Origin of the sequence: Bradyrhizobium sp. OK095, from assembly GCF_900109945.1 — a bacterium.
In the GTDB taxonomy this organism is placed as follows: domain Bacteria; phylum Pseudomonadota; class Alphaproteobacteria; order Rhizobiales; family Xanthobacteraceae; genus Bradyrhizobium.
On sequence record NZ_FOBX01000006.1, the window covers coordinates 361,822 to 385,531 of the forward strand.

General features: G+C 64.0%; 29 protein-coding genes and 3 tRNA genes. 19 read left to right on the forward strand and 13 right to left on the reverse strand.

Features of this window, described 5'->3' with window-relative positions; all coding sequences use genetic code 11:
• The first annotated feature begins 16 nt into the window (after positions 1-16).
• The 3 genes from hisI (at position 17) to BMW89_RS18465 (ending at position 3,005) form a co-directional block, all read left to right on the forward strand.
• Complete coding sequence (gene hisI / locus BMW89_RS18455; protein WP_092028397.1) at positions 17-439, forward strand: phosphoribosyl-AMP cyclohydrolase; 423 nt, start codon at positions 17-19, stop codon at positions 437-439.
• 172 nt (positions 440-611) lie between these two features.
• On the forward strand, positions 612-1,679 hold the full coding sequence (locus BMW89_RS18460; RefSeq protein WP_177196140.1) for a lytic transglycosylase domain-containing protein: 1,068 nt from the start codon (positions 612-614) through the stop codon (positions 1,677-1,679).
• Positions 1,680-1,829: 150 nt separating this feature from the next.
• Positions 1,830-3,005, forward strand: coding sequence for a DUF2336 domain-containing protein (locus tag BMW89_RS18465; protein WP_092028399.1), 1,176 nt, complete (start codon positions 1,830-1,832; stop codon positions 3,003-3,005).
• A 105-nt stretch (positions 3,006-3,110) separates the two neighbouring features.
• On the opposite strand, the gene BMW89_RS18470 is transcribed toward BMW89_RS18465, so the two are convergent.
• Positions 3,111-3,689, reverse strand: a complete 579-nt coding sequence (locus tag BMW89_RS18470) for an Hpt domain-containing protein (RefSeq protein ID WP_092028400.1) — start codon at positions 3,687-3,689, stop codon at positions 3,111-3,113.
• 29 nt (positions 3,690-3,718) lie between these two features.
• Positions 3,719-4,264 carry a response regulator gene (locus BMW89_RS18475; protein WP_015685263.1) on the reverse strand — a complete coding sequence of 182 codons (546 nt, stop codon included), beginning with the start codon at positions 4,262-4,264 and terminating at the stop codon, positions 3,719-3,721.
• Between the two features lie 172 nt (positions 4,265-4,436).
• Between BMW89_RS18475 and BMW89_RS18480 the strand changes: the two genes are divergently transcribed.
• Genes BMW89_RS18480 through BMW89_RS18490 form a run of 3 tightly spaced genes read left to right on the forward strand, consistent with a single transcriptional unit; the run spans position 4,437 to position 5,879 of the window.
• Positions 4,437-5,000 carry a DUF2975 domain-containing protein gene (locus BMW89_RS18480; protein WP_092028401.1) on the forward strand — a complete coding sequence of 188 codons (564 nt, stop codon included), beginning with the start codon at positions 4,437-4,439 and terminating at the stop codon, positions 4,998-5,000.
• A gap of 2 nt (positions 5,001-5,002) precedes the next feature.
• Positions 5,003-5,257, forward strand: a complete 255-nt coding sequence (locus BMW89_RS18485; protein ID WP_092028402.1) for a helix-turn-helix domain-containing protein — start codon at positions 5,003-5,005, stop codon at positions 5,255-5,257.
• A gap of 37 nt (positions 5,258-5,294) precedes the next feature.
• Positions 5,295-5,879: a hypothetical protein gene (locus BMW89_RS18490; RefSeq protein ID WP_092028522.1), complete on the forward strand. Its 585-nt coding sequence runs from the start codon at positions 5,295-5,297 to the stop codon at positions 5,877-5,879.
• 14 nt (positions 5,880-5,893) lie between these two features.
• Here the strand turns inward: BMW89_RS18490 and BMW89_RS18495 are convergent, their stop codons facing one another.
• Entirely contained in the window at positions 5,894-6,673 is a 780-nt protein-coding gene (locus tag BMW89_RS18495) for an NAD kinase (protein WP_092028403.1), read from the reverse strand.
• Between the two features lie 181 nt (positions 6,674-6,854).
• On the opposite strand from BMW89_RS18495, the gene BMW89_RS18500 reads away from it, so the two are divergent.
• Positions 6,855-8,411, forward strand: coding sequence for a S10 family peptidase (locus tag BMW89_RS18500; RefSeq protein WP_092028404.1), 1,557 nt, complete (start codon positions 6,855-6,857; stop codon positions 8,409-8,411).
• Here BMW89_RS18500 and BMW89_RS18505 read toward each other — a convergent pair.
• Together BMW89_RS18505 and BMW89_RS18510 are read right to left on the reverse strand one after the other, a co-directional pair.
• Positions 8,401-9,786, reverse strand: coding sequence for a serine hydrolase domain-containing protein (locus tag BMW89_RS18505; protein WP_177196141.1), 1,386 nt, complete (start codon positions 9,784-9,786; stop codon positions 8,401-8,403). The genes BMW89_RS18500 and BMW89_RS18505 overlap by 11 nt on opposite strands.
• A gap of 110 nt (positions 9,787-9,896) precedes the next feature.
• Positions 9,897-10,439 (reverse strand): tetratricopeptide repeat protein, encoded by a 543-nt coding sequence (locus BMW89_RS18510; RefSeq protein WP_092028405.1) that lies wholly within the window; start codon positions 10,437-10,439, stop codon positions 9,897-9,899.
• A gap of 251 nt (positions 10,440-10,690) precedes the next feature.
• On the opposite strand from BMW89_RS18510, the gene BMW89_RS18515 reads away from it, so the two are divergent.
• The 4 genes from BMW89_RS18515 (at position 10,691) to BMW89_RS38630 (ending at position 13,421) form a co-directional block, all read left to right on the forward strand.
• The gene (locus tag BMW89_RS18515; RefSeq protein ID WP_092028406.1) at positions 10,691-11,089 is read left to right on the forward strand and encodes a His-rich protein BRANT; all 399 of its coding nucleotides are present in this window, start codon (positions 10,691-10,693) and stop codon (positions 11,087-11,089) included.
• 353 nt (positions 11,090-11,442) lie between these two features.
• Positions 11,443-11,838, forward strand: coding sequence for a hypothetical protein (locus BMW89_RS18520; RefSeq protein ID WP_092028524.1), 396 nt, complete (start codon positions 11,443-11,445; stop codon positions 11,836-11,838).
• A 302-nt stretch (positions 11,839-12,140) separates the two neighbouring features.
• Positions 12,141-12,848 carry an outer membrane protein gene (locus tag BMW89_RS18525; RefSeq protein WP_177196143.1) on the forward strand — a complete coding sequence of 236 codons (708 nt, stop codon included), beginning with the start codon at positions 12,141-12,143 and terminating at the stop codon, positions 12,846-12,848.
• A gap of 330 nt (positions 12,849-13,178) precedes the next feature.
• Positions 13,179-13,421 (forward strand): DUF6719 family protein, encoded by a 243-nt coding sequence (locus BMW89_RS38630; protein WP_092028408.1) that lies wholly within the window; start codon positions 13,179-13,181, stop codon positions 13,419-13,421.
• A 23-nt stretch (positions 13,422-13,444) separates the two neighbouring features.
• On the opposite strand, the gene BMW89_RS18535 is transcribed toward BMW89_RS38630, so the two are convergent.
• Together BMW89_RS18535 and BMW89_RS18540 are read right to left on the reverse strand one after the other, a co-directional pair.
• Complete coding sequence (locus BMW89_RS18535) at positions 13,445-13,699, reverse strand: hypothetical protein (RefSeq protein ID WP_092028409.1); 255 nt, start codon at positions 13,697-13,699, stop codon at positions 13,445-13,447.
• Between the two features lie 304 nt (positions 13,700-14,003).
• Entirely contained in the window at positions 14,004-14,402 is a 399-nt protein-coding gene (locus BMW89_RS18540; protein WP_092028410.1) for a hypothetical protein, read from the reverse strand.
• Between the two features lie 104 nt (positions 14,403-14,506).
• Between BMW89_RS18540 and BMW89_RS37940 the strand changes: the two genes are divergently transcribed.
• The 3 genes from BMW89_RS37940 (at position 14,507) to BMW89_RS18550 (ending at position 17,608) form a co-directional block, all read left to right on the forward strand.
• Positions 14,507-14,671: a hypothetical protein gene (locus tag BMW89_RS37940; protein WP_177196144.1), complete on the forward strand. Its 165-nt coding sequence runs from the start codon at positions 14,507-14,509 to the stop codon at positions 14,669-14,671.
• Between the two features lie 270 nt (positions 14,672-14,941).
• Complete coding sequence (locus BMW89_RS18545) at positions 14,942-16,639, forward strand: methyl-accepting chemotaxis protein (RefSeq protein ID WP_092028411.1); 1,698 nt, start codon at positions 14,942-14,944, stop codon at positions 16,637-16,639.
• A 261-nt stretch (positions 16,640-16,900) separates the two neighbouring features.
• A complete protein-coding gene (locus tag BMW89_RS18550) occupies positions 16,901-17,608 on the forward strand; it encodes a class I SAM-dependent methyltransferase (protein ID WP_092028412.1) in 708 nt (235 codons plus the stop codon).
• 21 nt (positions 17,609-17,629) lie between these two features.
• On the opposite strand, the gene BMW89_RS18555 is transcribed toward BMW89_RS18550, so the two are convergent.
• Positions 17,630-17,896: a hypothetical protein gene (locus BMW89_RS18555; protein ID WP_092028413.1), complete on the reverse strand. Its 267-nt coding sequence runs from the start codon at positions 17,894-17,896 to the stop codon at positions 17,630-17,632.
• 125 nt (positions 17,897-18,021) lie between these two features.
• Between BMW89_RS18555 and BMW89_RS18560 the strand changes: the two genes are divergently transcribed.
• Positions 18,022-18,441, forward strand: coding sequence for a GFA family protein (locus tag BMW89_RS18560; RefSeq protein WP_092028414.1), 420 nt, complete (start codon positions 18,022-18,024; stop codon positions 18,439-18,441).
• 18 nt (positions 18,442-18,459) lie between these two features.
• Here the strand turns inward: BMW89_RS18560 and BMW89_RS18565 are convergent.
• Positions 18,460-18,534: transfer RNA gene (locus BMW89_RS18565), tRNA-Thr, on the reverse strand.
• 252 nt (positions 18,535-18,786) lie between these two features.
• Between BMW89_RS18565 and BMW89_RS37945 the strand changes: the two genes are divergently transcribed.
• Positions 18,787-19,602, forward strand: a complete 816-nt coding sequence (locus BMW89_RS37945) for a class I SAM-dependent methyltransferase (protein WP_177196145.1) — start codon at positions 18,787-18,789, stop codon at positions 19,600-19,602.
• A gap of 81 nt (positions 19,603-19,683) precedes the next feature.
• Here the strand turns inward: BMW89_RS37945 and BMW89_RS18575 are convergent, their stop codons facing one another.
• The 3 genes from BMW89_RS18575 to BMW89_RS18585 form a co-directional block, all read right to left on the reverse strand.
• Entirely contained in the window at positions 19,684-20,085 is a 402-nt protein-coding gene (locus tag BMW89_RS18575) for a hypothetical protein (RefSeq protein ID WP_092028415.1), read from the reverse strand.
• Positions 20,086-20,178: 93 nt separating this feature from the next.
• Positions 20,179-20,253 (reverse strand) — tRNA-Thr (locus BMW89_RS18580).
• A gap of 176 nt (positions 20,254-20,429) precedes the next feature.
• On the reverse strand, positions 20,430-20,903 hold the full coding sequence (locus BMW89_RS18585; protein WP_092028416.1) for a hypothetical protein: 474 nt from the start codon (positions 20,901-20,903) through the stop codon (positions 20,430-20,432).
• A 308-nt stretch (positions 20,904-21,211) separates the two neighbouring features.
• On the opposite strand from BMW89_RS18585, the gene BMW89_RS18590 reads away from it, so the two are divergent.
• Positions 21,212-21,697: a hypothetical protein gene (locus tag BMW89_RS18590; RefSeq protein ID WP_092028417.1), complete on the forward strand. Its 486-nt coding sequence runs from the start codon at positions 21,212-21,214 to the stop codon at positions 21,695-21,697.
• A 36-nt stretch (positions 21,698-21,733) separates the two neighbouring features.
• On the forward strand, positions 21,734-22,276 hold the full coding sequence (locus tag BMW89_RS18595; RefSeq protein WP_092028418.1) for a hypothetical protein: 543 nt from the start codon (positions 21,734-21,736) through the stop codon (positions 22,274-22,276).
• 123 nt (positions 22,277-22,399) lie between these two features.
• Here BMW89_RS18595 and rlmB read toward each other — a convergent pair whose 3' ends face one another.
• Positions 22,400-23,230: a 23S rRNA (guanosine(2251)-2'-O)-methyltransferase RlmB gene (gene rlmB / locus BMW89_RS18600; RefSeq protein ID WP_092028419.1), complete on the reverse strand. Its 831-nt coding sequence runs from the start codon at positions 23,228-23,230 to the stop codon at positions 22,400-22,402.
• A 205-nt stretch (positions 23,231-23,435) separates the two neighbouring features.
• Here rlmB and BMW89_RS18605 point away from each other — a divergent pair.
• Positions 23,436-23,521, forward strand: a tRNA-Tyr gene (locus tag BMW89_RS18605).
• Positions 23,522-23,710: the final 189 nt, after the last annotated feature.

Consider the following 23,710-nt stretch of genomic DNA (forward strand, 5'->3'; position numbering starts at 1 on the left):
GCTGGCGAGGTCTGTCGTGTCCGCTCACTCCCATGAGATCGAGGAAAGCCTCGCCTTCCTCCCCAAATTCGACGCGAGCGGCCTCGTGACGGTCGTCGCGACCGACGTCGCCACCGGCGACTTGCTCATGGTCGCGCACATGAACGACGAGGCACTGCGCAAGACCATTGCGACCGGCGAAGCCTGGTACTTCAGCCGCTCGCGCAATGCCTTGTGGCGAAAAGGTGAGACCTCAGGTCAAACCCAGCGCGTGGTCGAGATTCGCACCGATTGCGACCAGGATGCGGTCTGGATCCGCGTCGAGCAGATTGGGGCGGCCTGCCATACGGGTCGGCGGTCCTGTTTCTATCGCAAGATCGAGGCCGAGGGCGGTGGTGCCAAGCTCCTCTTCGTCGATGCGGACAGGCTGTTCGATCCGGACGCGGTCTATAAGAAATAGCTCGCTGTCATTCCGGGCGCGCGCAGCGCGAGCCCGGAATCCATCCTGCGGCATCACGTGCGGCTCAATGGATTCCGAACTCATCGCTTCGCGATGCCCCGGAATGACGGCATAGCCAAATTAACTCCGCATTAACCATACCTGTCCCACGGTGATACGACAGGGCGCCGAATTGCCGGCGTCGCTCAAAGCCGCGCGGGGCGGGCACTCCATCATGTCGGTCGACAATTCCAGTGCCTCTCAGACGGCGGGTCTCGATCCGTCGCGGGCACGCGTCGCCGGTGCAATCAAGCAGGTCTCCAGCCGGACCGGCGTCAGCTTCCAATACATGCTGACCACCGCCAAGATGGAATCGGATTTCGATCCGGCGGCGGGGGCCACCACCTCGTCCGCGCACGGGCTGTACCAGTTCATCGACCAGACCTGGCTCGGCACCGTGAAAGAGGCGGGCACCCAGCTCGGCTATGGCAATTATTCCGATGCCATCACCAAGACCTCGTCAGGTACTTACACCGTCGATGATCCCGTGATGAAGCGGTCGATCATGAAGCTGCGCGACGATCCGGAAGCCGCATCCAGCATGGCGGCGGCGCTGACGCAGTCGAACAGCTTTAAGCTCACCGGCCTGCTTGGCCGCCGGCCAAGCGATAGCGAACTCTACATGGCGCATTTCATGGGCGTTGGCGGCGCGGCAAAACTGATCGCCAATGCCGAGGACAATCCGCATGCGGTCGGCGCGCGGCTGTTTCCGAATGCGGCCTCCGCCAACCGCTCGATCTTCTATGCCAAGGACGGTAGCGCCCGCAGCGTCTCCGAAGTCTATTCGGTGCTGGACGCGCGTTACGCCGGTGCGGCGAATTCGAAGACGACCCGCAGCGCGATGGCGATGTATGGCGATACGCCGTCGACGACACAGGTCGCGAGTGCCAATGGCGTGCAGCCCACTGCGCCGATGGTCGACAACGCCGCTTATCTCCAGACCTTTCCGGATGTGCGCGGTGTGACGCCGGTGAGCACCACATCGTCAGCATCAACGACGGTCGCAGACAATACGCCGGTCACACCGGCATTCCGCTCGATCTATCAGCCCGGCGATGTCACGCAGCCGGTCTCGACGACAGTGCAGAAATTGTGGGGCGCCAACGCCTCGCTGACGTCCGTCGCATCACCGACACCGGACGTGCGCCTGCCGCAGCCGCTCGATCTCTTCAGCGATCGCAGCGGCACGTTCTCGAGCTGATACCTCGCTCCGAGCGCCTTTGTTCCCTTAACAAATCATCAACAAAACCAGCCAGTTATGGTGAACGCTTTGTTAAGCGTCGTGGTTTATTTTGTGTTGCAGGTGATCAGACGTCACCATTTTCGTTGGGTTGCGTAGGCCGGAAGCACCATGATCGTTCGGCAGTTCATCAATTGGATCAGGACGGCGCCCGCTGGCGAGCGGGCCGAGGCAACGCGGGCGTTGGCCCGGGCCTGGCTGATCTCAGACCTTTCCCATGACGACCGCGCCGCCGCCGAAGGCGCGCTGCTGATGCTGCTCGACGATCCCTCGCCGCTGGTGCGGCAGGCGATGGCCGAGGCTTTTGCGCGTAGCACGGATGCCCCGGCGTCGATCGTGCGGGCGTTGTCGGCAGACCAGCCGACCGTGGCGCTGCCCGTGCTCGAACATTCTCCGCTGCTGATCGATGCCGATCTCGTCGACATCGTCGCAACCGGCAATGATGAGGTGCAATGCGCGGTTGCTCGCCGCATCGCGCTGCCGGTCTCGGTCTGCGCCGCCGTCGCCGAAGTCGGTTGCCCGGCGGCAGCGCTGGAGCTGATCGAAAATCCCAATGCCGAGCTCGCGCCATTCTCCTGGAATCGCATCGTCGAGCGTCACGGCCATCTCGCCGCGATCCGCGAGGCAATGCTGGTGCTGGAGGACCTGCCGGCCGCTACGCGCGCCGCGCTGGTGGCCAAGCTTTCCGAGACCCTTGCGCAATTCGTCGTGGCGCGGAACTGGCTGAGCGCCGACCGTGCCGAGCGCGTGACGGTCGAGGCGCGCGATCGCTCCACCATGAACATCGCAGCGCGTTCGCGTGGCGAGGACATGCAGGGCCTGGTGCATCATTTGCGCGTCACCGGACAGCTGACCGCGGGCCTGATCCTGCGCGCGCTGCTGTCGAGTAATCTCGATTTATTCGACGCATCGCTCGCCGAACTCGCCGACCTGCCGCTGGCGCGCGTCTCCGCGCTGCTGCACGACCGCGGCGGCAACAGCCTGCATGCGCTGCTTCGCCGCGCCGGGCTGCCCGAGGCGACGTTTGCGGCGTTCCAGGTCGCGCTCGATGCCTGCCACGAGCAGGGCTTTGTCGGCAGCGACGACGGCGCGGCGCGGCTGCGCCGGCGCATGGTCGAGCGCGTGCTCACCCATTGCGAGACCGACCGCGGCGCAGCCGAGCCGCTGATGATCCTGCTCCGCCGCTTCGCCACCGAATCGGCACGCGAAGAGGCAAGGCTGTTCTGCGACGAGATCGTCGCGGACGATGCGATCGATCCGGTGTATGACGATCTGATTGCGGCCTAGCAGGATCCGCAAACTCCGTCATTGCGAGCGCAGCGAAGCAATCCAGACTGCTCCCGCGGAGGGACTCTGGATTGCTTCGCTGCGCTCGCAATGACGAGGAGAGAACTATTCCGCCGGCACGATGCTCGGCGCCAAGATTACCTCGAGATGCTCGGGGCGGTCGCGGTTGACTTGGGCGAGATAGTCGTCGGCGACTTTGCGCAGGCGGCGGCTGAGCTCGGCGGAGACGCTGATGCTGTCGAGCTTGGTGTTCTCGTGCACGATGGCGAGGATCGCGTTGATGTGGTGCGTGAACAGCTCTGCCGGCACCTTTTCGAGGTCAGGCGCGTGCTCGATGACGCGGCACAGGCTTTCGGCGACTCCCGCTGCGGCCGGATAGCCGAACGTCGCAGCGTCGCCCTTGATGTCGTGCGTGGCGTGGAACAGCTCGTCACGCCGGTCTTTGCTGAAGCCCTCATGGCGGATGGCGACGTAGGCGGCCGACAGGCGATTGACCTCGGTCGTCATCCAGCCCTTGAACTCGCCCGAGAGGTCTGCCAGCGCCTGCTCGGCGCGGCCGATCGGATCGTCCATGTCCTTTTCCTCGACACGGCGCAAAACCTTGCGCAGCGGATTGGGCTGCGTGATGATTTGATGCGTGGCGAAGGCCGTGACCTCGATGTCTTTTGCGCTGTTCTTCGCCATGATGTCTGCCCCGATCGTGAGACGCTGAGCTAGATGGAGGAGCGGGCCTTGTCGAGCAGCGAGGGCTGCTGGAGCACCTCGTGCTTTTCGCCGACACGGCGTTCTGGCCCCATATACGCGGAGCTGGTGTTGCGGCGGCGGTCAGGCCCGAAATAGGTTTTGGTCTTGATGAAGGGCCGGGGACTGGCGACCACGTTGAGGATGCGCTGATAGAGCCCCTTGGCCGAGATCGGCTTGGCCAGGAATTCGGTGACGCCGGCATCGCGTGCCACGGTGACGCGGCGCTTCTCGGAATGGCCGGTCAGCATGATAATCGGCGCGTAGGGGTTGCCCTTGGATTCCGGCTGCCGGATCATTTGTGCGAGTTCGAGCCCGTCGAAGATCGGCATCGCCCAGTCGGCGATGACGATGTCGGGCACGTAATGGCTGTACATTTCCAGCGCGGTGGCGCCGTCCTCGGCTTCGTAGACCTCACGTGCGCCGAACGAATGCAGCAGCGTCCGCAGGATGCGGCGCATGTGCGGATTGTCGTCGCAGATGAGGAAGCGCAGCTTGTTGAAATCGATGCGGAACATGGAGCCCAGGCCGAAGCGGTCAACTTTCGTTAACCATATCGCGCCGGGGGTTAACGAAGCGTTGCTGCTGCACTTGGCCGCGTGGCCGAAGGCGGGGGTGGATTAATATCGTAATTCCGCCATTTTTTATTGTAAAACAATAAAAATAGTGAGTTACACAGGAGCTAGTCCGATGAGCGTGATCGCGTTTCCTTATTCTGTCCCGGTCGAGCCGCGGTTGCGGCGCATCGGACGGATCGTGGCCGTCGGCTCGCTTGTCTGCGCCGCGGGGGCGGTGCTTGCGGTGCCGTTGCTCTGGTCGAGCGACGAGGTGCTTCGGCACTGGATCGCGACCCAATCCCCGCTGGGGGCGCGGCCATTCACGCTCAATCTTGGCACGCGCTTCGTCGGCGCGCTGACCAGCCTCATCGGCTTAGCGCCTGCCATCTACGCCATGTTGCAGCTCTCGATGCTGTTCTCCCGTTTTTCGCGCGGCGAGGTCTTCGTGACCGACAATGCCTGGCGCATCCGCCGGATGGGCCTTGCGCTGATCGTCAATGCGCTGATCTCGCCGCTGGTACAGATGCTCACCACGATCAACCTGACGCGGGCCAACCAATCAGGCCAGCTCGTGGTCATGTTCGGGATCGAACAGTCGCAAGTGCTGTCGGTCCTGGGCGGTCTCGCGCTCGTGGCGTTCGCAACCGTGATGGCCGATGCCGTGCGTCTGTGGCACGAGAACAGCGAGATCATCTGACCATGCCGATCATCGTCAATCTCGACGTCATGCTCGCCAGGCGCAAGATCAGGTCGCGCGAACTCGCCGCGCGCATCGAGCTCACGGAGGCGAACGTCTCACTGCTGAAGTCGGGGAAGGTGAGGGGCATCCGCTTCGACACGCTGGAGCGGATCTGCGCCGTGCTCGACTGCCAGCCCGGCGATATCCTCGAATACGTTCCGGATAACGCCGAAGACGCGTTGGAGCCTCGCGTGGCCGGCCGGAAATCAGCCTAGCCAATTCCCTTTCAAGTTTAGCTTGGAGATGCCTGCGATGAACCGCCGGTTGCGCGTTCTTGCGAGCGCGGCTGCGCTCATGCTTGCCGGTTGCAGCTCGGTGCCGCTGACATCGATCCCGCCGCTGGCCCGCATCGATGCCAAGACGACGGATCTGTCGATGCTGCGCGTCGCCGTGCAATTGCCGGATGCGCTGCGGCCGCGCTCCGGCGGCGTCAAGCTCGACGTCGTCACCAAAGTGGCGGGGGAGGCCGAGACAAAGACGAGTTTCGCCATGATGGAGATGAGCGAAGCGCGAGATCGCACCGGCTTGCCGGTACCGCCGCAGGGCTCTTCGACCTACGCCTATCGCCTGTCACCAACCGATGCTGCGCGCTTCGAGGCGTTGCGCGCATCGATGATCGAGCAGGGGAAGCACGGCAAGCGCGGGTCGATGGGGCTCGGCATTGGAGCCAGGGAATTCTGCCGCGCGAACGCAGCGCCGCAGGCATCGCTGCCCGTCACGATTTATCTGATGACATCGGAGACGAAGAGCTTCGTTCCCGTCGTCAAGGATTTCGATCTGCTCGGGGATCCCACCATGGCGGGAGGCCTGGACTCGATTCAGACTTGCGGCCGGTGATCCGCGACTGACGCTCAGGAGCCGAATTGCTCGCGCAGAATCCGCTCTTCCAGGCTGTGGCCGGGGTCGAACAGCATTCGCATCGAGATGGTTTTGTCGATCAGGACCTCGACGCGGCGGACGTCGCGGACCTCATCGTGGTCGGCGACCGCCGCCACGGGGCGCTTGTCGCCCTCCAGCACCTCAATCACGACATAGGCTGTGTTGGGCAGCAGCGCGCCGCGCCAGCGGCGCGGGCGGAAGGCGCTGATCGGCGTCAGCGCCAGCAGCGCCGCGTTGATCGGCAGGATCGGTCCCTGCGCGGACAGATTATAGGCCGTCGAGCCCGCCGGTGTCGCCACCATGATGCCGTCGGCGATCAGCTCGGGCATACGCTCGCGCTCGTCGATCAAGATGCGCAGGCGTGCGGCCTGGTAGGTCTGCCGGAACAGCGCGACCTCGTTGATGGCGTGATGCAGATGGACGCGGTCGTTGACGTCGGTCGCGCGCATCAGAAGCGGGTTGATCTCGGATTCATGCGCCGCCTCGAGGCGGGCCCGCAGATCGACCGTCGAGTACTCGTTCATCAGGAAGCCGACGGTGCCGCGGTGCATGCCGTAGATCGGCTTTCCCGTGTGCATGTGCTGGTGCAGCGTCTGGAGCATCAGCCCGTCGCCGCCGAGCGCGACGACGATGTCGGCTTCCTCGGGGTCGCAATTGCCATGCTCCCGGGTGAGCTGGCCGATGGCGGCCTGCGCCTCGCTGCTTGGGCTCGCGACGAAGGCGATCCGGTCGTATCGCGCTGGCTTGGTCATGGCTTCCGGGCAGGGCCGCTGGCTGGAGAAAGTCCGCCGCGCTCGTCTATACGACCTTGGCCTGTATTGTCGAGGCCGGCCTCTCCCGGCGCCGGCAGCCCGGTGATCCCCCAAACCGTCGCAATTCCTCGCTAGCCTTCCGGTGCGCACCGGCTCTCACGGCCGGGCAGGGAGAACGATCATGGTCACGAGCTTGCCGCTGTTCCGCCGCGCTTCCCTGGTGCTGGCAGTATCGGCTTTTGCGCTCGCAGGCTTTGCGCGCGCGGACGATCCACCGCAGCCGCGCGCCGAGACGACCGCGCCAGCCGGACAGAAGGGCGGACGCGGCGGTGGCGCGCAGAATTCACCGTCCACCGCTGAGCCGCACCGTCTGCCCTCGGATTCGACCACGAAGCAGACGCTCGATTTGCCCGGTCGCACCCTCAACTTCGCCGCGACCGCCGGGTCGATCCGCGTGTTCGACGGCAAGGGCGAGCCGCTGGCCGACATCGCCTATACGTCCTACGAGCTCGACGGCGCCGACCGCGCGACGCGCCCCGTGACGTTCCTGTTCAACGGCGGACCCGGCGCGTCTTCGGCATGGCTCCAGTTCGGCGCGGCCGGGCCGTGGCGGCTGCCGCTCGATGGCGAGGCGCTGTCGCCGTCGGCCTCGCCCGAGGTGAAGCCGAATGCGGAGACCTGGCTCGACTTCACCGACCTCGTCTTCATCGACCCTGTTAGCACCGGCTACAGCCGCTTCATCGCCAGCGGCGAGGACGCGCGAAAATCCTTCTACTCCGTCGACGGCGACGTCAATTCGATCGCGCTGGTGATCCGCCGCTGGCTCGAGAAACATGATCGACTGACATCGCCGAAATACGTCGCCGGCGAAAGCTATGGCGGCATCCGCGGGCCGAAGGTGGTGCGCCAGTTGCAGCTCCAGCATGGCGTCGGCGTCAGGGGATTGATCCTGGTGTCGCCGCTGCTCGACTTCCGCGAATTCACCGGCACGAGCCTCCTGCAATATGTCGCGACGCTGCCGAGCTATGTGGCGGTGGCGCGCGAGGCCAAAGGTCCGGTCAAGCGCGCCGATCTCGCCGATGTCGAGGCTTACGCGCGCGGCGAGTTCCTGGCTGATCTCGTCAAAGGCGAGGCGGACAAGGAGGCGACCAACCGTCTTGCCGACAAGGTCGCCGAGCTCACCGGTATCGACCAGGCGGTGAGCCGCAGGCTTGCCGGCCGCTTCGACGTCGGTGAATTCCGCCGTGAGCTCGACCGGAGGAACGGCAAGGTGACGGGACGCTACGACGCCTCTGTGCGCGGCTTCGATCCATATCCGGATTCGAGCAGCTCCCGTTTCGGCGATCCCTCGGGCGACGCGCTTCAGGCGCCGTTGACCAGTGCCGCGGTTGACGTCCTCTCGCGAAAACTCAACTGGCGGCCGGACGGCTCCTATGAAGTGCTGAACGGCGCCGTCGAGGGCAATTGGGATTTCGGCCGTGGCATCAACCCGCCGCAATCAGTGTCGGAGCTACGCCAGATCCTCGCCACCGACGCCAAGCTGAACGTGCTGGTCGCGCACGGCCTGTTCGATCTCGCCACGCCCTATTTCGGATCAAAGCGGGTGCTCGACCAATTGCCCGCGTTTGCGACGCAGCGGGTGAAATTCGTGGTCTACCCCGGCGGCCACATGTTCTATTCGCGCGACGGCTCGCGGCAGGCGTTTCGCGGCGAGGTCGAGGCGCTGATCAGGGAGTAGGGCGCCGCTTGCGCGGTGGGTAGCGCCGCGCGATCTCGCGCGCCACGACGCTCGCCGGCTTGATGTTGGCTCCGCCAAGCCAGATGTCGCTCACCTTGCCGCGCTTGTCGCGGACGCGGCGCACCGGCTCGCCATGGCTGGAATAGCCGGCCGCCCAGGCGAGCTTGCCGGTGTTGCGACCGGTGACCTCGATCTCGGCGGCATCCATGAACGGGTTGTTGAACTGCGGATTGGCGACCAGCACCCGGTTGCCCATCGGCACGAGGTCCGCGGCGCCCCAGATCGTCCACCAGCGGCCGGTCCAGTCGCGCACGCGGCGGTCGGGTGCGCCGCGCGTTTTGAAGATGCGTAAAATCTGCATCGCGCCGTCCATCCAGAACGGGGCTGCGCCGTCGATGGAGTTGCTGAGAATGCTGATCGCGAGCTCGCATTCAGGAATGGAGCAGGTCCGGGAGATGTAGCCCTGAAAGCCGCCGCCATGGCCGAACCAGTCCCAGCCATCGGTCTTCCCGGCGTTGACGCCTAAACCGTAATAGCCCTCGAAGCTTTGCGGGACGCGCCAGTGATGCCGTGTCATCTCGCGGCGGCTCGCGACCGACAGCATGCTCTTTCTGGCATTGGGTGCGAGCTGCGCGAAGAAGCGCGCCGTGTCGGCGGCGGTGGCGACGAAGCCCGCGGCGGATGCCATCGCATGAGCAGGATTGTCGCCGGGGATCACGCAGCGCTCGCCCAGCGGCAGTTTTCGCGTGTGGCCACGCGCAAACGATGCGCCCTTGGGAAGCGGCGCGTCCGGCTCCGTCTCGCGCAAGCCCGCGGGCTCGATGATCTCGCGCTTGATCCAGACCGGGTAGGGCTCCTTCGTGACGGCTTCGATGACAAGACCGATCAGGCCAAAGCCGTGATTGGAATATTTGAAGCGTGTGCCGGGCTCGATTGCGGTGGGAAGTTTCAATTCCGCAAGCAGCTCCCTGGCGTCGAGATAGGGGCGGCTGTCGATGAACTGGCCGGAATCGGCGCCGTCGCGCGTCAGCCCCGCGCTGTGCGAGAGCAGCTGCGCGATCGTGGTCTCGGCAACGCGCGGATGCAGGCCGCTGACGTATTGACCAACGGAATCGTCGAGCCTGATCTTGCGCTGCTCGCGCAGCTTCATGATGCCGGCCGAAGAAAAACTCTTCGAGTGCGAGGCGATGCGGAAGCGGTGGCGCGGGGTGAGCTTTTCGCCGGTGTCGAGGTTGGCGAGGCCGAACGCATGCTCGGCGACGACTTCGCCGCGATGGACGAAGGCGACGATGACGCCCGGCTGCTGGATTGTCGCGTGCTGGAATTCGATCCAGGAGCCGATGTAGTCGATCGCGGATCGCAGCCAATTGTCCATTGCGCACCAATTTGCGAGGGGAAGATTGGTGCGAGAGGCTAGCCGAGAAAGCGGAACGGGCACAACCCGCAAGGTTGTGCCCGTTCGCTCTAGATCGAAGATGCGATGTCTCAGTAGACGAGCGTCGCGCCGGTCGGCTTGTCGAGCGCGGCGGCGAGCGAGCGATACTCGGAGCTGTCGGTGCCGGCGAGCGAGGCGATCTTGTTGAGATGATACTGCGCCTGCTCACGGTTGCCCTGCTCGAGTTGCCAGAGGCCGTAATACTGCCAGGTGCGGACGTGGTTCGGATCGTCCTTGAGCGCCAGCTCGTAATAGATCTTCGACGACTGGTAATCGCCGATCTTGCGATAGGAGTACCCGATCAGGTTCGCGACGTCGGCGACGTCGTTGCGCTCGAGCGACTTCAGCTGGCCGATCGCGCCGGTGTAGTCGTGGTTGTCGTAGATCGTGGTGTAGGCGGTGCGATAGGCCGCGAGGAATTTCGGATCGCTGATGGAGGAGCTCTTCTTCTTGCCCTTCTTGGACGAAGAGTCCGACTTCGGGGGCGACGAAGGCTCGTCACTGCCGGCGGCGTAAGCGCTGGACAGTACGGGCGCGACCGCCAGCGTCATGGCGACAAGTCCCGGCACTACAAGCATTGAGAGTTTGCGCATCTAAGTTCTCCCGTATGGAACGTGGCGATCCTACACGATTGCCCAAAGACCGGAACACCCATGGGGCAAAAACATTCCCGCATCGCACGATCTATTCACCCCGGCGCAGATGACAAACTTGTCATCCAGATGAACGGAAGCCTGCAATCGGCTTCAGACTGGGTTCAGCGCGCCTCCCCTAGGCTCACACCTATGATCGAAGGGTCGGCAAGAGGGCGCCGCCTCAAGATCCTTCCAAGAGGAGACACACCATGTTGAAGACCATTTCCGCAGCCTTGCTCGCCGCTTCCGTGATCGCAGCCCCGGCCTTCGCGGCCGAGGCCGGCAAGACCACCACGACCACGCCGGTGATCAAGGCCGACCAGAGCCAGACCAAGGTGTCGACCACCGCCGCGAAGCCGGATGCCGGCGTCAAGGCCGATGCCAAAACCTCCGCCGTGAAGGCTTCCGATACGAAGCCCGCCGACGTCAAGGCGGACGCCAAGGTCGACACCAAGTCGAAGGCGATGAACGCGAACGCGGCGGTCACCCCCGACGAGCACAAGACCGTGCGCACCCATCGTCACCACTACAAGCATCTGTCGGCCAAGAAGTCGCTGAAGGCGCAGCCGGACATGACCAAGCCGGTGACCATCGAGAAGCGCAGCTAACGACTGATCCCGCGCGGCGGCATCCAGCATTGCCCCGCTGCCGCGCGCGGACTTCAGGCCCGGCCCGTTCGTCATGCCTCGTGCGAAAGCGCGAGGTGCTGGCGGCGGGCCGGTGCGTTTCGCGAGCCCAAACAAAAACCGCGAAAACAACCCCATGCACAGTAGCCGGTGTCAGCTGAATCAATGGCTTGATGGCGTTGTATTGCGGATTTTGCGAATCCGTTGACACGTCGGGCAAAACACCTCTAGACATGCATCATTGCAACCTTGGGCTGGAACGTCTTCCGAGTCTGTTCGAGCGGAGAGCGTGAGCTGTGGGGCGATCGGCGAAACGTGCGGTGAGCTTGGTCTTGATCCTAGCATTGCCGCTGGCGCTGGCGGGCTGTTTTGGCAGCGACGGTGACCGCCCATCCCTGATGGAGGGGACCCAGGCCGGAGGGCCGCAGCCGTTTCCCGACAATTTCCGCAGTGACACGCTGGCCTTGATGCGCAGCTATCTGAACAATCCCGTCGGCGTACGCGAGGCCAGCATGGCCGAGCCGGTGCTGCGCGAGATCGGCGGGCGGCAGTTCTACGTGAGCTGCCTGCGCTTCACCCCGCGTGAGACTGACGGCAGTTACAAGGGCGTTCGGGAGCGCGCCGTGATCTTCGTCAACGGACGGGCGGACCGCGTCTTTGACCGCGCTGGCGAACTCTGCACCGGCGCGGTTTACGCACCCTTTCCGGAACTTGAAAAGATGACGCGGTAGCGCAAAGCCCGCCTTCATCGCCCGGTGCTAGAACAGAGGCCACCGGAGCCGCTGGATCACATTTCGGCGAGCTTTGAACGGGGTGGTTTGCCTCGCGACAAATCGTTACGGCAGGCCTCGTAACAGGCAGGCCTTGCGCCCACCATAATATGTGTCGGCGCAAGCAGACGTGACGGAACAAAATCGCGTTGTTGCCGCCCTGTCACAGTTACGAACGATCAACGTTCCGGCATCGCCGCGAAGCAACCCAATTCACGCCACGTTGTTTCCTGAGTGTCGTAAATGAAAGAACGGGGATGACCATGAAGACGATTTTGCTCGGTGCAGCAGCTTTGCTGGCGCTGGCGGCACCGGCCGCCGCAGCCGACATGCAGCCGCGCACGTACACCAAGGCCCCGGCCTATACGCCGCCGCAGCTGATCTACAACTGGACCGGTTTCTACATCGGCGGCCATGTCGGCGGCGCGTTCGCCGGCGATAGCAGCTTCCAGTCCAGCGACGCCCGCTTCCTGGGCGGTGTGCAGGGTGGCTTCGACTACCAGTTCGCGCCCAATTGGGTGGTGGGTATCGAGGCCCAGTATTCCTGGCTGCCGACTAACAACAACGGTGTCACGTTCCCGCTGGGTACGCAGGTGACGTCGAACACCGACCAGCTCGGGTCGGTGACCGGCCGGATCGGCTATACCTGGGGCCCGGCGCTGGTCTACGCCAAGGGCGGTTACGCCTGGCGCAATGGCGGTCTTGGCGTCAACGTCGCCGGTGTGCCGCAGGCCTTCACCGCCACCGGCAACAACAAGGACGGCTACACCGTCGGCGCCGGCCTCGAATACATGTTCGCGCCGAACTGGTCGGCCAAGGCCGAGTACCAGTACTACAACTTTGGCAGCACAACGATCACCTCCGGCCCGGCCGACGTCGTCGGCGTTCGGGGTCGGGAGGACGAGCATACCGTCAAGGTCGGTGTGAACTACCGCTTCGGCTGGGGCGGTCCGGCAGCCTCGCGCTACTGACCCGCCAGCGGCGATCCAAAGGCAATCCAGGATCTGACCAATCCAGGATCTGACCAATTCAAGATCTGAAAAAGGCCGGCTTCCCGCCGGCCTTTCGTTTTCCGGCCTGTTGTTTTCCAAGGCCTTGTTTGTTTCCAAGCCCTTGTTCGCCAGCCTCTTGTTTGCTTTGCGTGAACCATCTGGCGCGTCATTTGCAAGCAAACATTCCGGCGCGCGCTTTCTCACGCGTGTCATGGGGCTGGCGTAAAGCAAAAATAATTTTTGCGACTTACGGAACTCGTGCTCCGGAAGGCGTTATATGAGAATTACCGGGCTGGTGGGACGACGGACATGCGTATCTTGATGTCGGCTGGTGTGCTCTCGTGCTTCATTTCCTTGCCATGCGCTGCACAGACAATCCTCAAGTCCGAGCCTCTGATGCTGGCACCCTATGAGGTGGCCTTCGTCAAGGACGCCTCCTGTCCGTCGGGCAAGGTGCTGAAGGTGACGGGCGCGATCCGCGGACTGCACCGCCGCAAGGCCTGTGTGGCTCTGGCCGGCGAGCAGGCGTCACTGGCAACAGCGACCCCCTGAGGCCACTTCCGGCCGGTCGGATCTCAGGAATTCAGCGGAAGCTCCATCCTGGACTGCCGTTCAGCCTCGGCCTTGTTCCTGGCGGGGTCCTCGCCTTGGGCGGCCCGGCAGGGCTTGATCTCGTAATCATTGTCGAGCACGCGGCGCGGCCCGTGGCGATCGTCGTCCGTGCTGACGTCCACGACGAGGCCGCTTCGCTCCGCGAGCCCCCAGACGTCGGCCTCATCGGGATAGGCCTTGCTGATTTGGGCGTCGTTGCAGAACAGGGCGTAGGGCATTCTTTCCGCTCCGGGAAAGCGCGTTAACGACCTCGCCGAAGAGGGGTTCCGGCTCGATCACGGGGCCGTGATCACGAGGTGCGGCCGCCGGGCCCTGAGTCCTTAATGAGTCCTGAATCCCCCCAAAAAGAAACCTTGGGACTCATTTGCCGGAATCAGCAGATGTTTCCGGCCATGACGACCGACCTCAAAACCTGCTGCGGGCACATGCTGTTGCCACTGACGCTGGCACTGTTCGGCGCCTGTGCGGCCAATCTCTGGCTGGTGTGGTCGTGGTTGTAGGGACCTGACTGATCCGCCGGCCTTATTCTTCGGCTGGCGGTCGAAGTGAGGGATCACGGATCGCGGCACGGAGCCTGGTCAGGGTCGCCGCGCAATATTCTTCGCGTTCGCGCTCGAAGCGCTCCTGATGCCTGCGAAAATTGGCGATGCGGGCCTGCATTTCGGTGCGGAAATCGCCGCTGGTACGGGGCGGCGCGACCATGACGGACGGGGGCGGGGGCGGTGCGGCGGCTGGCGGCGGTTCGATCTCGACCGTGAATCTCTCGACGGAAACAGTCTTTACGGCGACGGTCTCGACCCATATGGCCGGTGCAGCCGCGGGGACTTCCGGCGGATGGAGGTCATCCTTCTTGCCGGTTACCGATTGGACGAAGGCCAACGTCTGCGCGATCAGTGCGTCGCGCTCCCTGATCCACTTCATGGGTCACCCCTTGTTGGGGCCATTCCAGCAAAGCCCGAGGGACGAATCAAGAAGGCATCCTGCAAGGGATTGCATATTTTTCCCGAGCGCCCGACAGTGCTGGCATGGATGCCGGAAAAGAACGCTCGGACGAGGCGGAGGGCTTGCGGCTCGTTCGCGCCTTCCTGTCGCTGCCACCCGACAGGCGGGCGGAGGTGATCGCCTTCGTCGAGGAGTTGGCGCGCGCGCATGCCCAGCCCGGGGAGGGCGAGGGTATCACCCCGACGTGAGCGCTTTCGCTCGCGCGGATTGACGTTCGGCGCGACATCGACAGGCCTGCACTCGGAGATCTGCTTCTCAGAGGCGTGTCCAAAGACGGGCTCATGCCCAGCAAAACGGCTGAAGCTTACGTGAGGCTTACGGACCTGCTTCAAACAGTTAGTTTTCCGTAAGACGACGAAGCTCATTTGGCATTAATTTTTAACGTCCACAGGTTCCAATGGCGTTGCTGGGAATGCTTCGGTCATTGCAGACCGGACAAAAACAATTGGGCGGCTGAGATGAGCTTTTTGAACAATCTGAAGATCGTATGGAAGGTCGCGCTGATCGTGACCGTGATGGGTTGCGCGATGATCGGCGTCGCCGCCTTCGGCACGCGCGAGCTCTCCGCGACGGTCGACGGATTCGGCGAGCTCAATGCGGCACAATCGGCGGCGCTCAACCTCACCCGCGCCCAGCGCCGCGTCGAGACCTATCACGCGGCACTCTATGCGGTCTTCACCGAGTCGACCGAGGCTGGAAACGCCAATCGCCTCAAGGTCGCCAAGCAGAACCGCGATGAAATTCGCCAATACCTGGACGCGGCCGAGCAGGACGATCCGACGCGGACCACCGAGATCAAGAGCCTCAGCGATCAGTTGAAGGCCGTCTTTGCCGGCTGCGACCCGGTGCTTCAGGCCGGTTCGCAGGCAAGCAGCCCCGAGGAAAACACCGCGGCCGCCAATCGTGCGCATAAGGAATGTGACCCGCTGATCGACGCGGGTTTGGAGCGCGTCGCCAAGTTCACGGGCGAAGTGTCCAAGGTTGTTGCGCAGCGCAAGGAGATCATCAACCGCGATGCCAAATCCGCGACCTGGACCGTGACGGGCGTCAGCGCCGGTGGCCTGCTTATGGGAATAGTGATCGCGCTCTTCATCGGCCTCAAGGCGATGTCGCAGCCGATCGCGCGCCTCAAGCTCGCCATGGAAGGCCTCGCCCGCAACGATTTCAAGATCGAGGTGCCCGAGAAGGACCGCAGCGACGAGATCGGCGACATGGCCAAGACCGTCGAAATCTTCAAGACCAACGGCCTCGAGGTCGAGCGCCTCAAGGCGGCGCAGGTCGAAGTCGAGCGGAAGGCCGCCGAGCAGCGCAAGCGCGACATGGTCGACCTGGCCGACGGTTTTGAGCGTGCGGTCGGAGAAATCATCGAGACCGTCGGATCCGCCTCCACCGAGCTCGAAGCATCGTCCTCGACGTTGGCTTCCACGGCGCAGCGCGCGCAGGAGCTGACCTCGGTTGTCGTGATGGCTTCGGGCGAGGCCACCGGCAACGTGCAGTCGGTCGCGACCGCCACGGAGGAGCTGTCCTCCTCGGTCAACGAGATCAGCCGCCAGGTGCAGGAATCCGCGCGGATGGCCGGCGAAGCCGTCACGCAGGCCCGCACCACGACCGAGCGCGTCAGCGAGCTCTCGGTCGCGGCCACGCGCATCGGCGACGTCGTCGAACTGATCAACACCATTGCCGGCCAGACCAATCTTCTGGCGCTGAACGCCACGATCGAGGCGGCGCGCGCCGGCGAAGCCGGTCGCGGTTTTGCGGTCGTTGCCGCCGAGGTGAAGACGCTGGCCGAGCAGACCGCCAAGGCGACCGGCGAGATCAGCCAGCAGATTTCCGGCATCCAGACCGCGACCCAGGAATCGGTCAACGCGATCCGCGACATCTCCGCGACGATCGAGCGGCTGTCGGAAGTGTCGTCGACCATTGCCGCGGCCGTCGAGGAGCAGGGCGCCGCGACCCAGGAGATCTCGCGCAACGTGCAGCAGGCCGCGCACGGCACCCAGCAGGTCTCCACCAACATCACCGACGTGCAGCGCGGCGCGGCCGAGACCGGCTCGGCCTCATCGCAGGTGCTCTCGACCGCCAAAATGCTGGCGACCGACAGCAACCGGCTGAAGGACGAAGTCGGAAAATTCCTCCGCACGGTGCGCGCCGCCTGAGCCGGCGCGGCGGCATCCGTCCGCCGCACCGACAGCGCCTATTGCAGCAGGACTGCAAGAACGACGACGAACAGCACGGCCGTCATGATGACGGCCGTCACCGCACCGGCGACCATTTTGGCTTTCTCGTTGGCGGTGGTGGGGCGCATCGGACAAACACTGGACGGTTGACGCAAGCAGGTTCGCTGGCGGAGAGTTTCCGCCAAGACGCTCTGCCTGTACAGTACGCCCGTGACGGAAGTTCAACTCACGGCTCGCCCGATGATCGCCAATCGTCCACCCGTGCTCGCCCATGAGCGGTTCGTCGCCGATCGCGTCAATTTCACGGGCCTCGATCTCGCCGCGCGGTTCGAGCGGATCGCGCGGACGAATCTGTGGGGCGCGGCCAGCTCGGTGTCGGGCCTCGGCTCCGAGGACCCCGCCACCGCCGCGATCCGGGACGCGCTTCCTCAACTGATGCAACGGCTCGGTGTACGCTCGCTGCTCGATGCGCCCTGCGGCGATGCCGGCTGGATCGGCCGCATGACGCTCGACATCGACTACACCGGCATCGACATCGTGCCGTCGCTGATCGCGGCCAACCGCGGACGTGTGGCCCGCGGCGAATTGTCCGGTCGTTTCCTCGTTGCGGACATCACGCGCGATGCGCTGCCGCAGGCCGACTTGATCCTTTGCCGGGATTGTCTGGTGCATCTGGGGTTCGACAACATCGCCCGTGCCGTCGAAAACTTTCGCGCCAGCGGCGCGCGCTTCCTGCTGGCCACGACGTTTCCCGAATGGGACGGCAATCGCGACTGCGAGGACGGCGACTGGCGCGCACTGAGCATGGAAAAGGCGCCGTTCGACTGGCCGGTGCCGCGCGAACTGATCAACGAGCGCTGCGAGGAGGGTGTCGGCGGCTGGCGCGACAAGAGCCTTGGGCTATGGCGGCTGGACGAATTGCCGGATCATGGGCCTGTGCGCGCCTGATGTGACAAGGTGTTGCGGCCGTCAACGCCGAGACTTGCGACAGGGCAGGACCAGCACCATTGCGGCGGTTTGCCTGACGACACTTTCGACCGCGACCGCGATCTGCGTACTGTATTTGGCGCTGATCACGCCCGCCATGTACTCGCTGCTGGCATAGGCGATCACGACGCCACCGGACAATTCCGCGCAGCGAAAGCCCTGAAGGTAGGTGTCGTAGGTCTTGGCACCGAGCATGAAATTGAGCTTGGCTTGAATGGCGAAGTCCTCGTTGTCGGTCAAAATGGGCATGCACACTCCGACTTCTGTGCTCCGAGATACGGAGCGGGCCGGTTGGCGTTGTGCATGGGGGCATTTAAACTCCGGCGGAACCAAATGCCGGGTGGGCGCCAGCGTGAGGAAACGGAGTGTGTTCGATGACCGATGCCAGATGCAGTTGCGGCGCTATCGCGCTTTCGCTTCCGGGACCGTCCAGTCTGGTTGTGGCTTGCCACTGCACCGACTGCCAGCGGCGAACCGGCGCGCCGTTCGGCGTCGGTGCGTTTTACCCGGTTGAGGAGGTGAAGATCTCGGGAGCGCCGAGGGAATACGTTCGTGCCGCCGAGAGCGGCGGAAAGGTCCGCTTCCATTTCTGCGCCGATTGCGCGTCAACGGTTTATTGGAGCGCGGACAATCTGCCTGCGATGATCGGCGTCGCCGTCGGTGCGATCGCGGACCCGAATGGCCCGGCCCCGATCAAATCGATCTTCGAACGGTCGAAACATCCGTGGGTCGAGATCGTCGGCGCCGGCATCGAGCACCTGGAACACGGCGGCGCGCGAAAAAGTTCAAGCTAAGGGACAGGCATCGAGCGCTGGCGCCGGCTGAGGGGATTGAACCCCCGACCTTCGGTTTACGAAACCGCTGCTCTACCGCTGAGCTAAGCCGGCGACGCCAGGAAACGAGCAGGCCGGCCTGCGCCGGGGCTGTCCGCCGGAGAAGCGCTGTGGCGCGAATGCGCGGGATTTTACCGTGCCTTGCTCAGGTTGCCGCCTGATTGCGGCTAGGCACTGCATGGCACGAACCGCAAGGGTCGCCCCGCTGACGGCATCGCGTCCTATTGAGCCGGGTAGGACGGCGAGCGTCCTGGAAAACTTCGATCAACGGTTGTCGGTAAGAGGCGGCCAGTCTAAGTTGAGCGAATGGACTGGCGGTTCAAGGCATTGGCATTTCGAGCGCTGGAGCTTCCCGGTGGCGTGCAACTGCATTATTTCCTGCAGCGGCGCGTTACTCGCAACTGGCCGCGTCGGGCCGCGACATTGGACGCGCTGGCAGCCGTCGCCAAGCGTATCGTGGACGATGCCGTCCGGCATACGGGGGCGGTTCCTGCGACCGTTCTGGAGGTTGGAGCTGGTCGGGATCTCGCCGTCCCGCTGGCGCTTCGGCGTCTCGGTGTAGGAGTGGTCATCGCGAGCGATGTCGAGCGTCTGGCGAAGCTCGATCTTGTCCGACATGCGGCTGCCCGGCAGCTCGCCGGGGAAGTTCCGATTGGAAGTTGGGACGATCTTCAGCGTTTCGGGGTCGATTACCGTGCGCCGCATAACGTATCTGCCGGCGACGGACCGGTCGATTGTTCCTGCTCGAATGAAGTTCTCGAACACGTTCCGACCGAGCAGCTAGCTGGTCTTCTGAAGGCCCTGCGTGCCGTCACGAAAGGCGTCACCACGCATTCGATTGACTACAGCGATCATTATGCGCGTTCCGACCGGTCGATCTCGCGGCTCAATTTCCTGCGTTACTCGGACGGTGAGTGGCGCCCCTTCAACAGTGGCAGGCAGTTCGTCAACAGGCTGCGGCACAGCGATTACGTGCGGATGTTCCGGGAGGCTGGGTTCAAGATCATCGAGGAGTCATCAACGCTGGCGAAGCCGCCTCCAGAGATGACGATCGCGCCTCAGTTCAGGCGTTACGATCCCGAGGATCTCTTTGCCATCAAGGGGCGGATAATTGCCGTCTGATGGTTCGCGTCTGCCATGAGTGCTGATCGTTCTCGCCGGGAAGCTATCGGCCTATGCATTACGCCGGTGGTCCGAAGTGAGCTACGGCAGTACCACGTAGTAGCGTCTTCCATTCGTCGTCGGATCGGTATCGTCGCTTGCTCTGAGAACCAGCGATGCCCACCCATTGGTGTTGAACGGCTTTATCTCGTATCGGCCTGAAGAGAGTGGGCTCGTATCTTCATAGACCACGATCCGACTCCATTCTTCGGGTGTCGTGAAGATGTGAGCCGTTGCGACGATCCAGCGGGAATCCTTTTGTGGAAAGATCTGCTCCACCTTGCGCCCCGGCGGCATTGGCGCAAGGACGATGCCGCTGCCGGCCCAGAACATGACAGGTAGAGCCAGCACATAAAGTGACAGGCACAGCGCAATGATCGTCCCGACGCGGCCGGCTTCCACGTCCCGTCGCAGGCGCTGCAATCGTTGCTGGAAATCGGGCATCAGCACATCACTGGAACAACTGATCTTCTTTTGTGTCTGTCGAACCAAGTGCTGGAGACCGCAGAAACGCCAGATAATTCAGGCATCGAGCACTGGTGCCGGCTGAGGGGATTGAACCCCCGACCTTCGGTTTACAAAACCGCTGCTCTACCGCTGAGCTAAGCCGGCGACGCCAGGAAACGGGCAAGGAACAAGCAGGCCGGCCTGTGCCGGTGCTGTCCGCCTGTGCGCGCCGCAATATCAGACTTGGTTGGAAAGTGCCAGAACCCGCGCAGGCGTTTCGCCGGCATGAAACAGGCGGCCCACCGGGCCGCCTGAAACCGTTCCAGCGATGGAAGAAGGCCTCACTGGCAGGGATGCTGCCAGCCGTCTTCGCCTTTGAACCAGGTGCCGGGCCGGCACACGATGCCGTTGCGGGCCGCATAGGCGTCCCAGCTGCCGTACCAGCCCATTTCGCCGTATCGGCCATTGTTGCCGCCGGAATTGTCATAGGCATAGGAATTGTCCCAGCCGCGGAACGGTGCCGACGCAACGGCTGCCGCGGTGCCGACGGCGGCACCAGCGACCGCGCCCGCAGTGTCCACCGGCCAGAAGCCGGATTGCGGTCCGTCATTCGGATTCACTTGGCCCCGGGCCATATGTCGTCGGCGATAGGCGCGATCGGTGCTGGGATTGCTGGGGCCGAGATTTTGGCATTGGGGATCCTGGAACAGCCCCGTGCAGCGGCCCGAATTGTCGACTGTCGTTTGCGCGAAGGCCGGTGTTGCCAGCGTGGACGCGACGATTGCGGCCAAGCCAAGAAGTCTTGGGCTCGTCATGGCATTTTCTCCATGTTGTTGTTGAGACCTGTGCTAAGCGCGCCATCCCGCACTCGTTCCGCGGATTCTCGCACGCGGGGTCACATCGACGTGAGCCCGCCCAGGCTGTGTGGTTTGTGCCACGCAACCTGATGCGCTCCGGCTCGTGCTGCGGATTTGCGTCCCGTTAACGCTTGGCTAGCGCAGCCCGCGGCATTTGAGCCGCTATCGACCCTTGCGTGTTAGGCTTACCGGCATTTGGTGAGCTGGCCTTAACTCTCTCTGTGTCGCAATCGGTTAGGTTGTCGCCGGATAAACGGGATCCTCTCATGCGCGCCGTGGCACTCGCTGCCCTCTTGATCGGACTGCCTGCGACGGCATTTGCCGGCGGCGGCTTCGATATCGTCGTTCCCGGTCGTCCCGGCGTGCCCATCATCATCAACGGCATCGATGCGTCCTATAGCGTCGTCGAGGGTGTCTGGGGCCTCGGCAAGAACGTGCAGGTGCAGCCGACGATCTATGGCGGACGCTATATCGCCGAGCGGCAGCCCGACGACGTCGGCCATTATTATCCGACATTGGGCCTGCGGCCCGGCTACGGCCGGCTCGAGGTCGAGCCGCCTGCGAACCGCAAATTGCCAAAACCCGCCGAGAGCTATCACCAGAGCTGGGGCGCGCAATCGGCGCCGCTGCCGGCGCAGATGGATGTGCCCGTCGATCCGCCGCCGGTGATCCTGGCGCCGGAGATCAATGTCAATCCGCAGCATCGTCGGCCGCGGCCGCGTGCAGAGGTGCCCGGCAAGCCGCCGGGTTAAGAAACGTCAAAAAACGGAAATCAACAGGAGAGAGTAATGCGTCAGATGATTTCAGGACTGGTCGCGGCAGCTGCCGTGATGTTCGTCGCCACCGCGCCCGCCGCGGCTTGCGGCTTCAATCCGTGCCAGCCGGTTGCGCCGGTCTATTCCGGCTGTAACACCGGTTGCGGCGGCTATGGCGCCGGCTACGGTGCCTATGAGCGTCTCGCCGAGCCGACCACGCAGTATTATTACGTCAACCAGGGCCCGACCTACACCGGCCCGGGCGCCTTCGCGCCGTATCCGACCTATCGTGAGGACGCAGTCGTTGCCCCCGCGAACTATGGCTACGGTCATGGTTATGGCTACAGCAACGGTTACGGCAACGGCTATGGCTATCGCGCCGCCGCCGTCGAAGCGCCGGCCGCCTATCCCTATCGCCGCCCGTACTACCGTCCGTACCGCTACGGCTACGGTCCGCGCGCCGGCTATCTGCCGCGCACCCACTACGGCTACGGCCCCCGCTACGGCTACGCGCACCGTCGTTACGCGCCGGCGCCGTATTACGGCGGCCACCGCGTGCTGCGCCGCTATTACTGATCTCTGATCGGTTTGATCTGACGAGACGCCCGTCCGCATGATGCGGGCGGGCGTTTTGTTTTGTTGATTCTTGTTTTGACGCGTTTTCTTTACGCGAACCGGGATCCACTTCGCTCGAAAACGCTATCTCTTCATCAGCCCGAGCCGGCTGGCGCCGACATAGAGCGAGAGCACGGCGGCGTTGGAGACGTTGAGGCTCTTGATCTCGCCGGGCATGTCGAGCCGCGCCACGACACTGCAAGTCTCGCGCGTCAAACGCCGCAGCCCCGTGCCTTCGGCCCCTAGCACCAGCGCGAGCGGCTCGCGCAGGACGACATCCGAGAGATCCTCGCTGCCTTCGCTGTCCAGCCCAACGGTCTGGAAGCCGAGCTCGTTGAGCGTGGTGAGTGCGCGGGCAAGATTTTGCACGGTCACCATCGGCACCAGCTCCAGCGCGCCGGAGGCGGCCTTGGCCAGCACGCCAGTTGCTTCCGGACTGTGGCGCGCGGTGGTGACGATCGCCTTCACCGCAAACGCGGCTGCGGAGCGCAGGATGGCGCCGACGTTGTGCGGATCGGTGATCTGGTCGAGCACCAGCACCATGCCTGCCTGCTCCAGATCCTCGATGTCGGGCGAGGGCAGGGGATCGGCCTCTGCGAGCAGGCCCTGGTGCACGGCGTCGGGCGACAGCTGCCGGTCGATGTCCTGGGGCCGGACGATCTCGGGGGCGACGTGGGTCTCGATGTTGTCGTCCGCAAGCCGCTTTGCGGCGTTCTCGGTCAGCGTCAGCTTGCGGATCTGGCGCTGCGGGTTGGCGAGCGCCATGGTCACGGTGTGCCAGCCATAGAGGATGACGGGCCCGTCAGTCTGCGAATCGCGGTCGCGCCAAGCCGGCCGACCGGCCGATTTCCCTGTTCTGTTGAAGGGCTTAGCCCCGCCGCGGGGGCCCCTCGGGGCGAATTTTTTGTCCTTCATGGGCTCGCTTGTGTCACGGGTGCCGGAATATGGCAATTTGGGCGCCCGGGAGGGTCATTTTAGCTGTTCGCCTCGGTTGACTTTGCCCCACCGCTTCGCCCATAACCGCGACCGGTCGCGTCCCCATCCGGGCTGTCGCGGCCTCATGTTCCATGGCCGTCTTCGGTCGCCGGTAAGGTCCGGCCCGATTGTGCTGCCGTCGAGCGGGGGAGTGTCCCGAGTGGCAAAGGGAGCTGACTGTAAATCAGCCGTCTTATGACTTCGAAGGTTCGAGTCCTTCTTCCCCCACCATCCTTCGCTCGCTTCGCGAGCTACGGCCGGGCAAGCCAGCCAAGATAGCGGCCACGCGAAGCGAGCCAAGGCTGCCGCGCCGAAGGGCGCAGGCGGACTGTCTCGACCGCTACCCCATCATCTCCCGCACCATTGCGCGCCACCGTCTCCGGCGAGCCGACATAGAGCGAGCCGTGTTCGGCTTCGCTT

Coding starts and splice junctions, on each gene's coding strand:
- BMW89_RS18465 (WP_092028399.1), top strand. CDS start 1,830: ATGATCGTTCGGCAGTTCATCAATTGGATCAGGACGGCGCCCGCTGGC.
- BMW89_RS18470 (WP_092028400.1), bottom strand. CDS start 3,689: ATGGCGAAGAACAGCGCAAAAGACATCGAGGTCACGGCCTTCGCCACG.
- BMW89_RS18475 (WP_015685263.1), bottom strand. CDS start 4,264: ATGTTCCGCATCGATTTCAACAAGCTGCGCTTCCTCATCTGCGACGAC.
- BMW89_RS18480 (WP_092028401.1), top strand. CDS start 4,437: ATGAGCGTGATCGCGTTTCCTTATTCTGTCCCGGTCGAGCCGCGGTTG.
- BMW89_RS18485 (WP_092028402.1), top strand. CDS start 5,003: ATGCCGATCATCGTCAATCTCGACGTCATGCTCGCCAGGCGCAAGATC.
- BMW89_RS18490 (WP_092028522.1), top strand. CDS start 5,295: ATGAACCGCCGGTTGCGCGTTCTTGCGAGCGCGGCTGCGCTCATGCTT.
- BMW89_RS18495 (WP_092028403.1), bottom strand. CDS start 6,673: ATGACCAAGCCAGCGCGATACGACCGGATCGCCTTCGTCGCGAGCCCA.
- BMW89_RS18500 (WP_092028404.1), top strand. CDS start 6,855: ATGGTCACGAGCTTGCCGCTGTTCCGCCGCGCTTCCCTGGTGCTGGCA.
- BMW89_RS18505 (WP_177196141.1), bottom strand. CDS start 9,786: ATGGACAATTGGCTGCGATCCGCGATCGACTACATCGGCTCCTGGATC.
- BMW89_RS18510 (WP_092028405.1), bottom strand. CDS start 10,439: ATGCGCAAACTCTCAATGCTTGTAGTGCCGGGACTTGTCGCCATGACG.
- BMW89_RS18515 (WP_092028406.1), top strand. CDS start 10,691: ATGTTGAAGACCATTTCCGCAGCCTTGCTCGCCGCTTCCGTGATCGCA.
- BMW89_RS18525 (WP_177196143.1), top strand. CDS start 12,141: ATGAAGACGATTTTGCTCGGTGCAGCAGCTTTGCTGGCGCTGGCGGCA.
- BMW89_RS38630 (WP_092028408.1), top strand. CDS start 13,179: ATGCGTATCTTGATGTCGGCTGGTGTGCTCTCGTGCTTCATTTCCTTG.
- BMW89_RS18535 (WP_092028409.1), bottom strand. CDS start 13,699: ATGCCCTACGCCCTGTTCTGCAACGACGCCCAAATCAGCAAGGCCTAT.
- BMW89_RS18540 (WP_092028410.1), bottom strand. CDS start 14,402: ATGAAGTGGATCAGGGAGCGCGACGCACTGATCGCGCAGACGTTGGCC.
- BMW89_RS37940 (WP_177196144.1), top strand. CDS start 14,507: ATGGATGCCGGAAAAGAACGCTCGGACGAGGCGGAGGGCTTGCGGCTC.
- BMW89_RS18545 (WP_092028411.1), top strand. CDS start 14,942: ATGAGCTTTTTGAACAATCTGAAGATCGTATGGAAGGTCGCGCTGATC.
- BMW89_RS18550 (WP_092028412.1), top strand. CDS start 16,901: ATGATCGCCAATCGTCCACCCGTGCTCGCCCATGAGCGGTTCGTCGCC.
- BMW89_RS18555 (WP_092028413.1), bottom strand. CDS start 17,896: ATGCCCATTTTGACCGACAACGAGGACTTCGCCATTCAAGCCAAGCTC.
- BMW89_RS18560 (WP_092028414.1), top strand. CDS start 18,022: ATGACCGATGCCAGATGCAGTTGCGGCGCTATCGCGCTTTCGCTTCCG.
- BMW89_RS37945 (WP_177196145.1), top strand. CDS start 18,787: ATGGACTGGCGGTTCAAGGCATTGGCATTTCGAGCGCTGGAGCTTCCC.
- BMW89_RS18575 (WP_092028415.1), bottom strand. CDS start 20,085: ATGCCCGATTTCCAGCAACGATTGCAGCGCCTGCGACGGGACGTGGAA.
- BMW89_RS18585 (WP_092028416.1), bottom strand. CDS start 20,903: ATGACGAGCCCAAGACTTCTTGGCTTGGCCGCAATCGTCGCGTCCACG.
- BMW89_RS18590 (WP_092028417.1), top strand. CDS start 21,212: ATGCGCGCCGTGGCACTCGCTGCCCTCTTGATCGGACTGCCTGCGACG.
- BMW89_RS18595 (WP_092028418.1), top strand. CDS start 21,734: ATGCGTCAGATGATTTCAGGACTGGTCGCGGCAGCTGCCGTGATGTTC.
- rlmB (WP_092028419.1), bottom strand. CDS start 23,230: ATGAAGGACAAAAAATTCGCCCCGAGGGGCCCCCGCGGCGGGGCTAAG.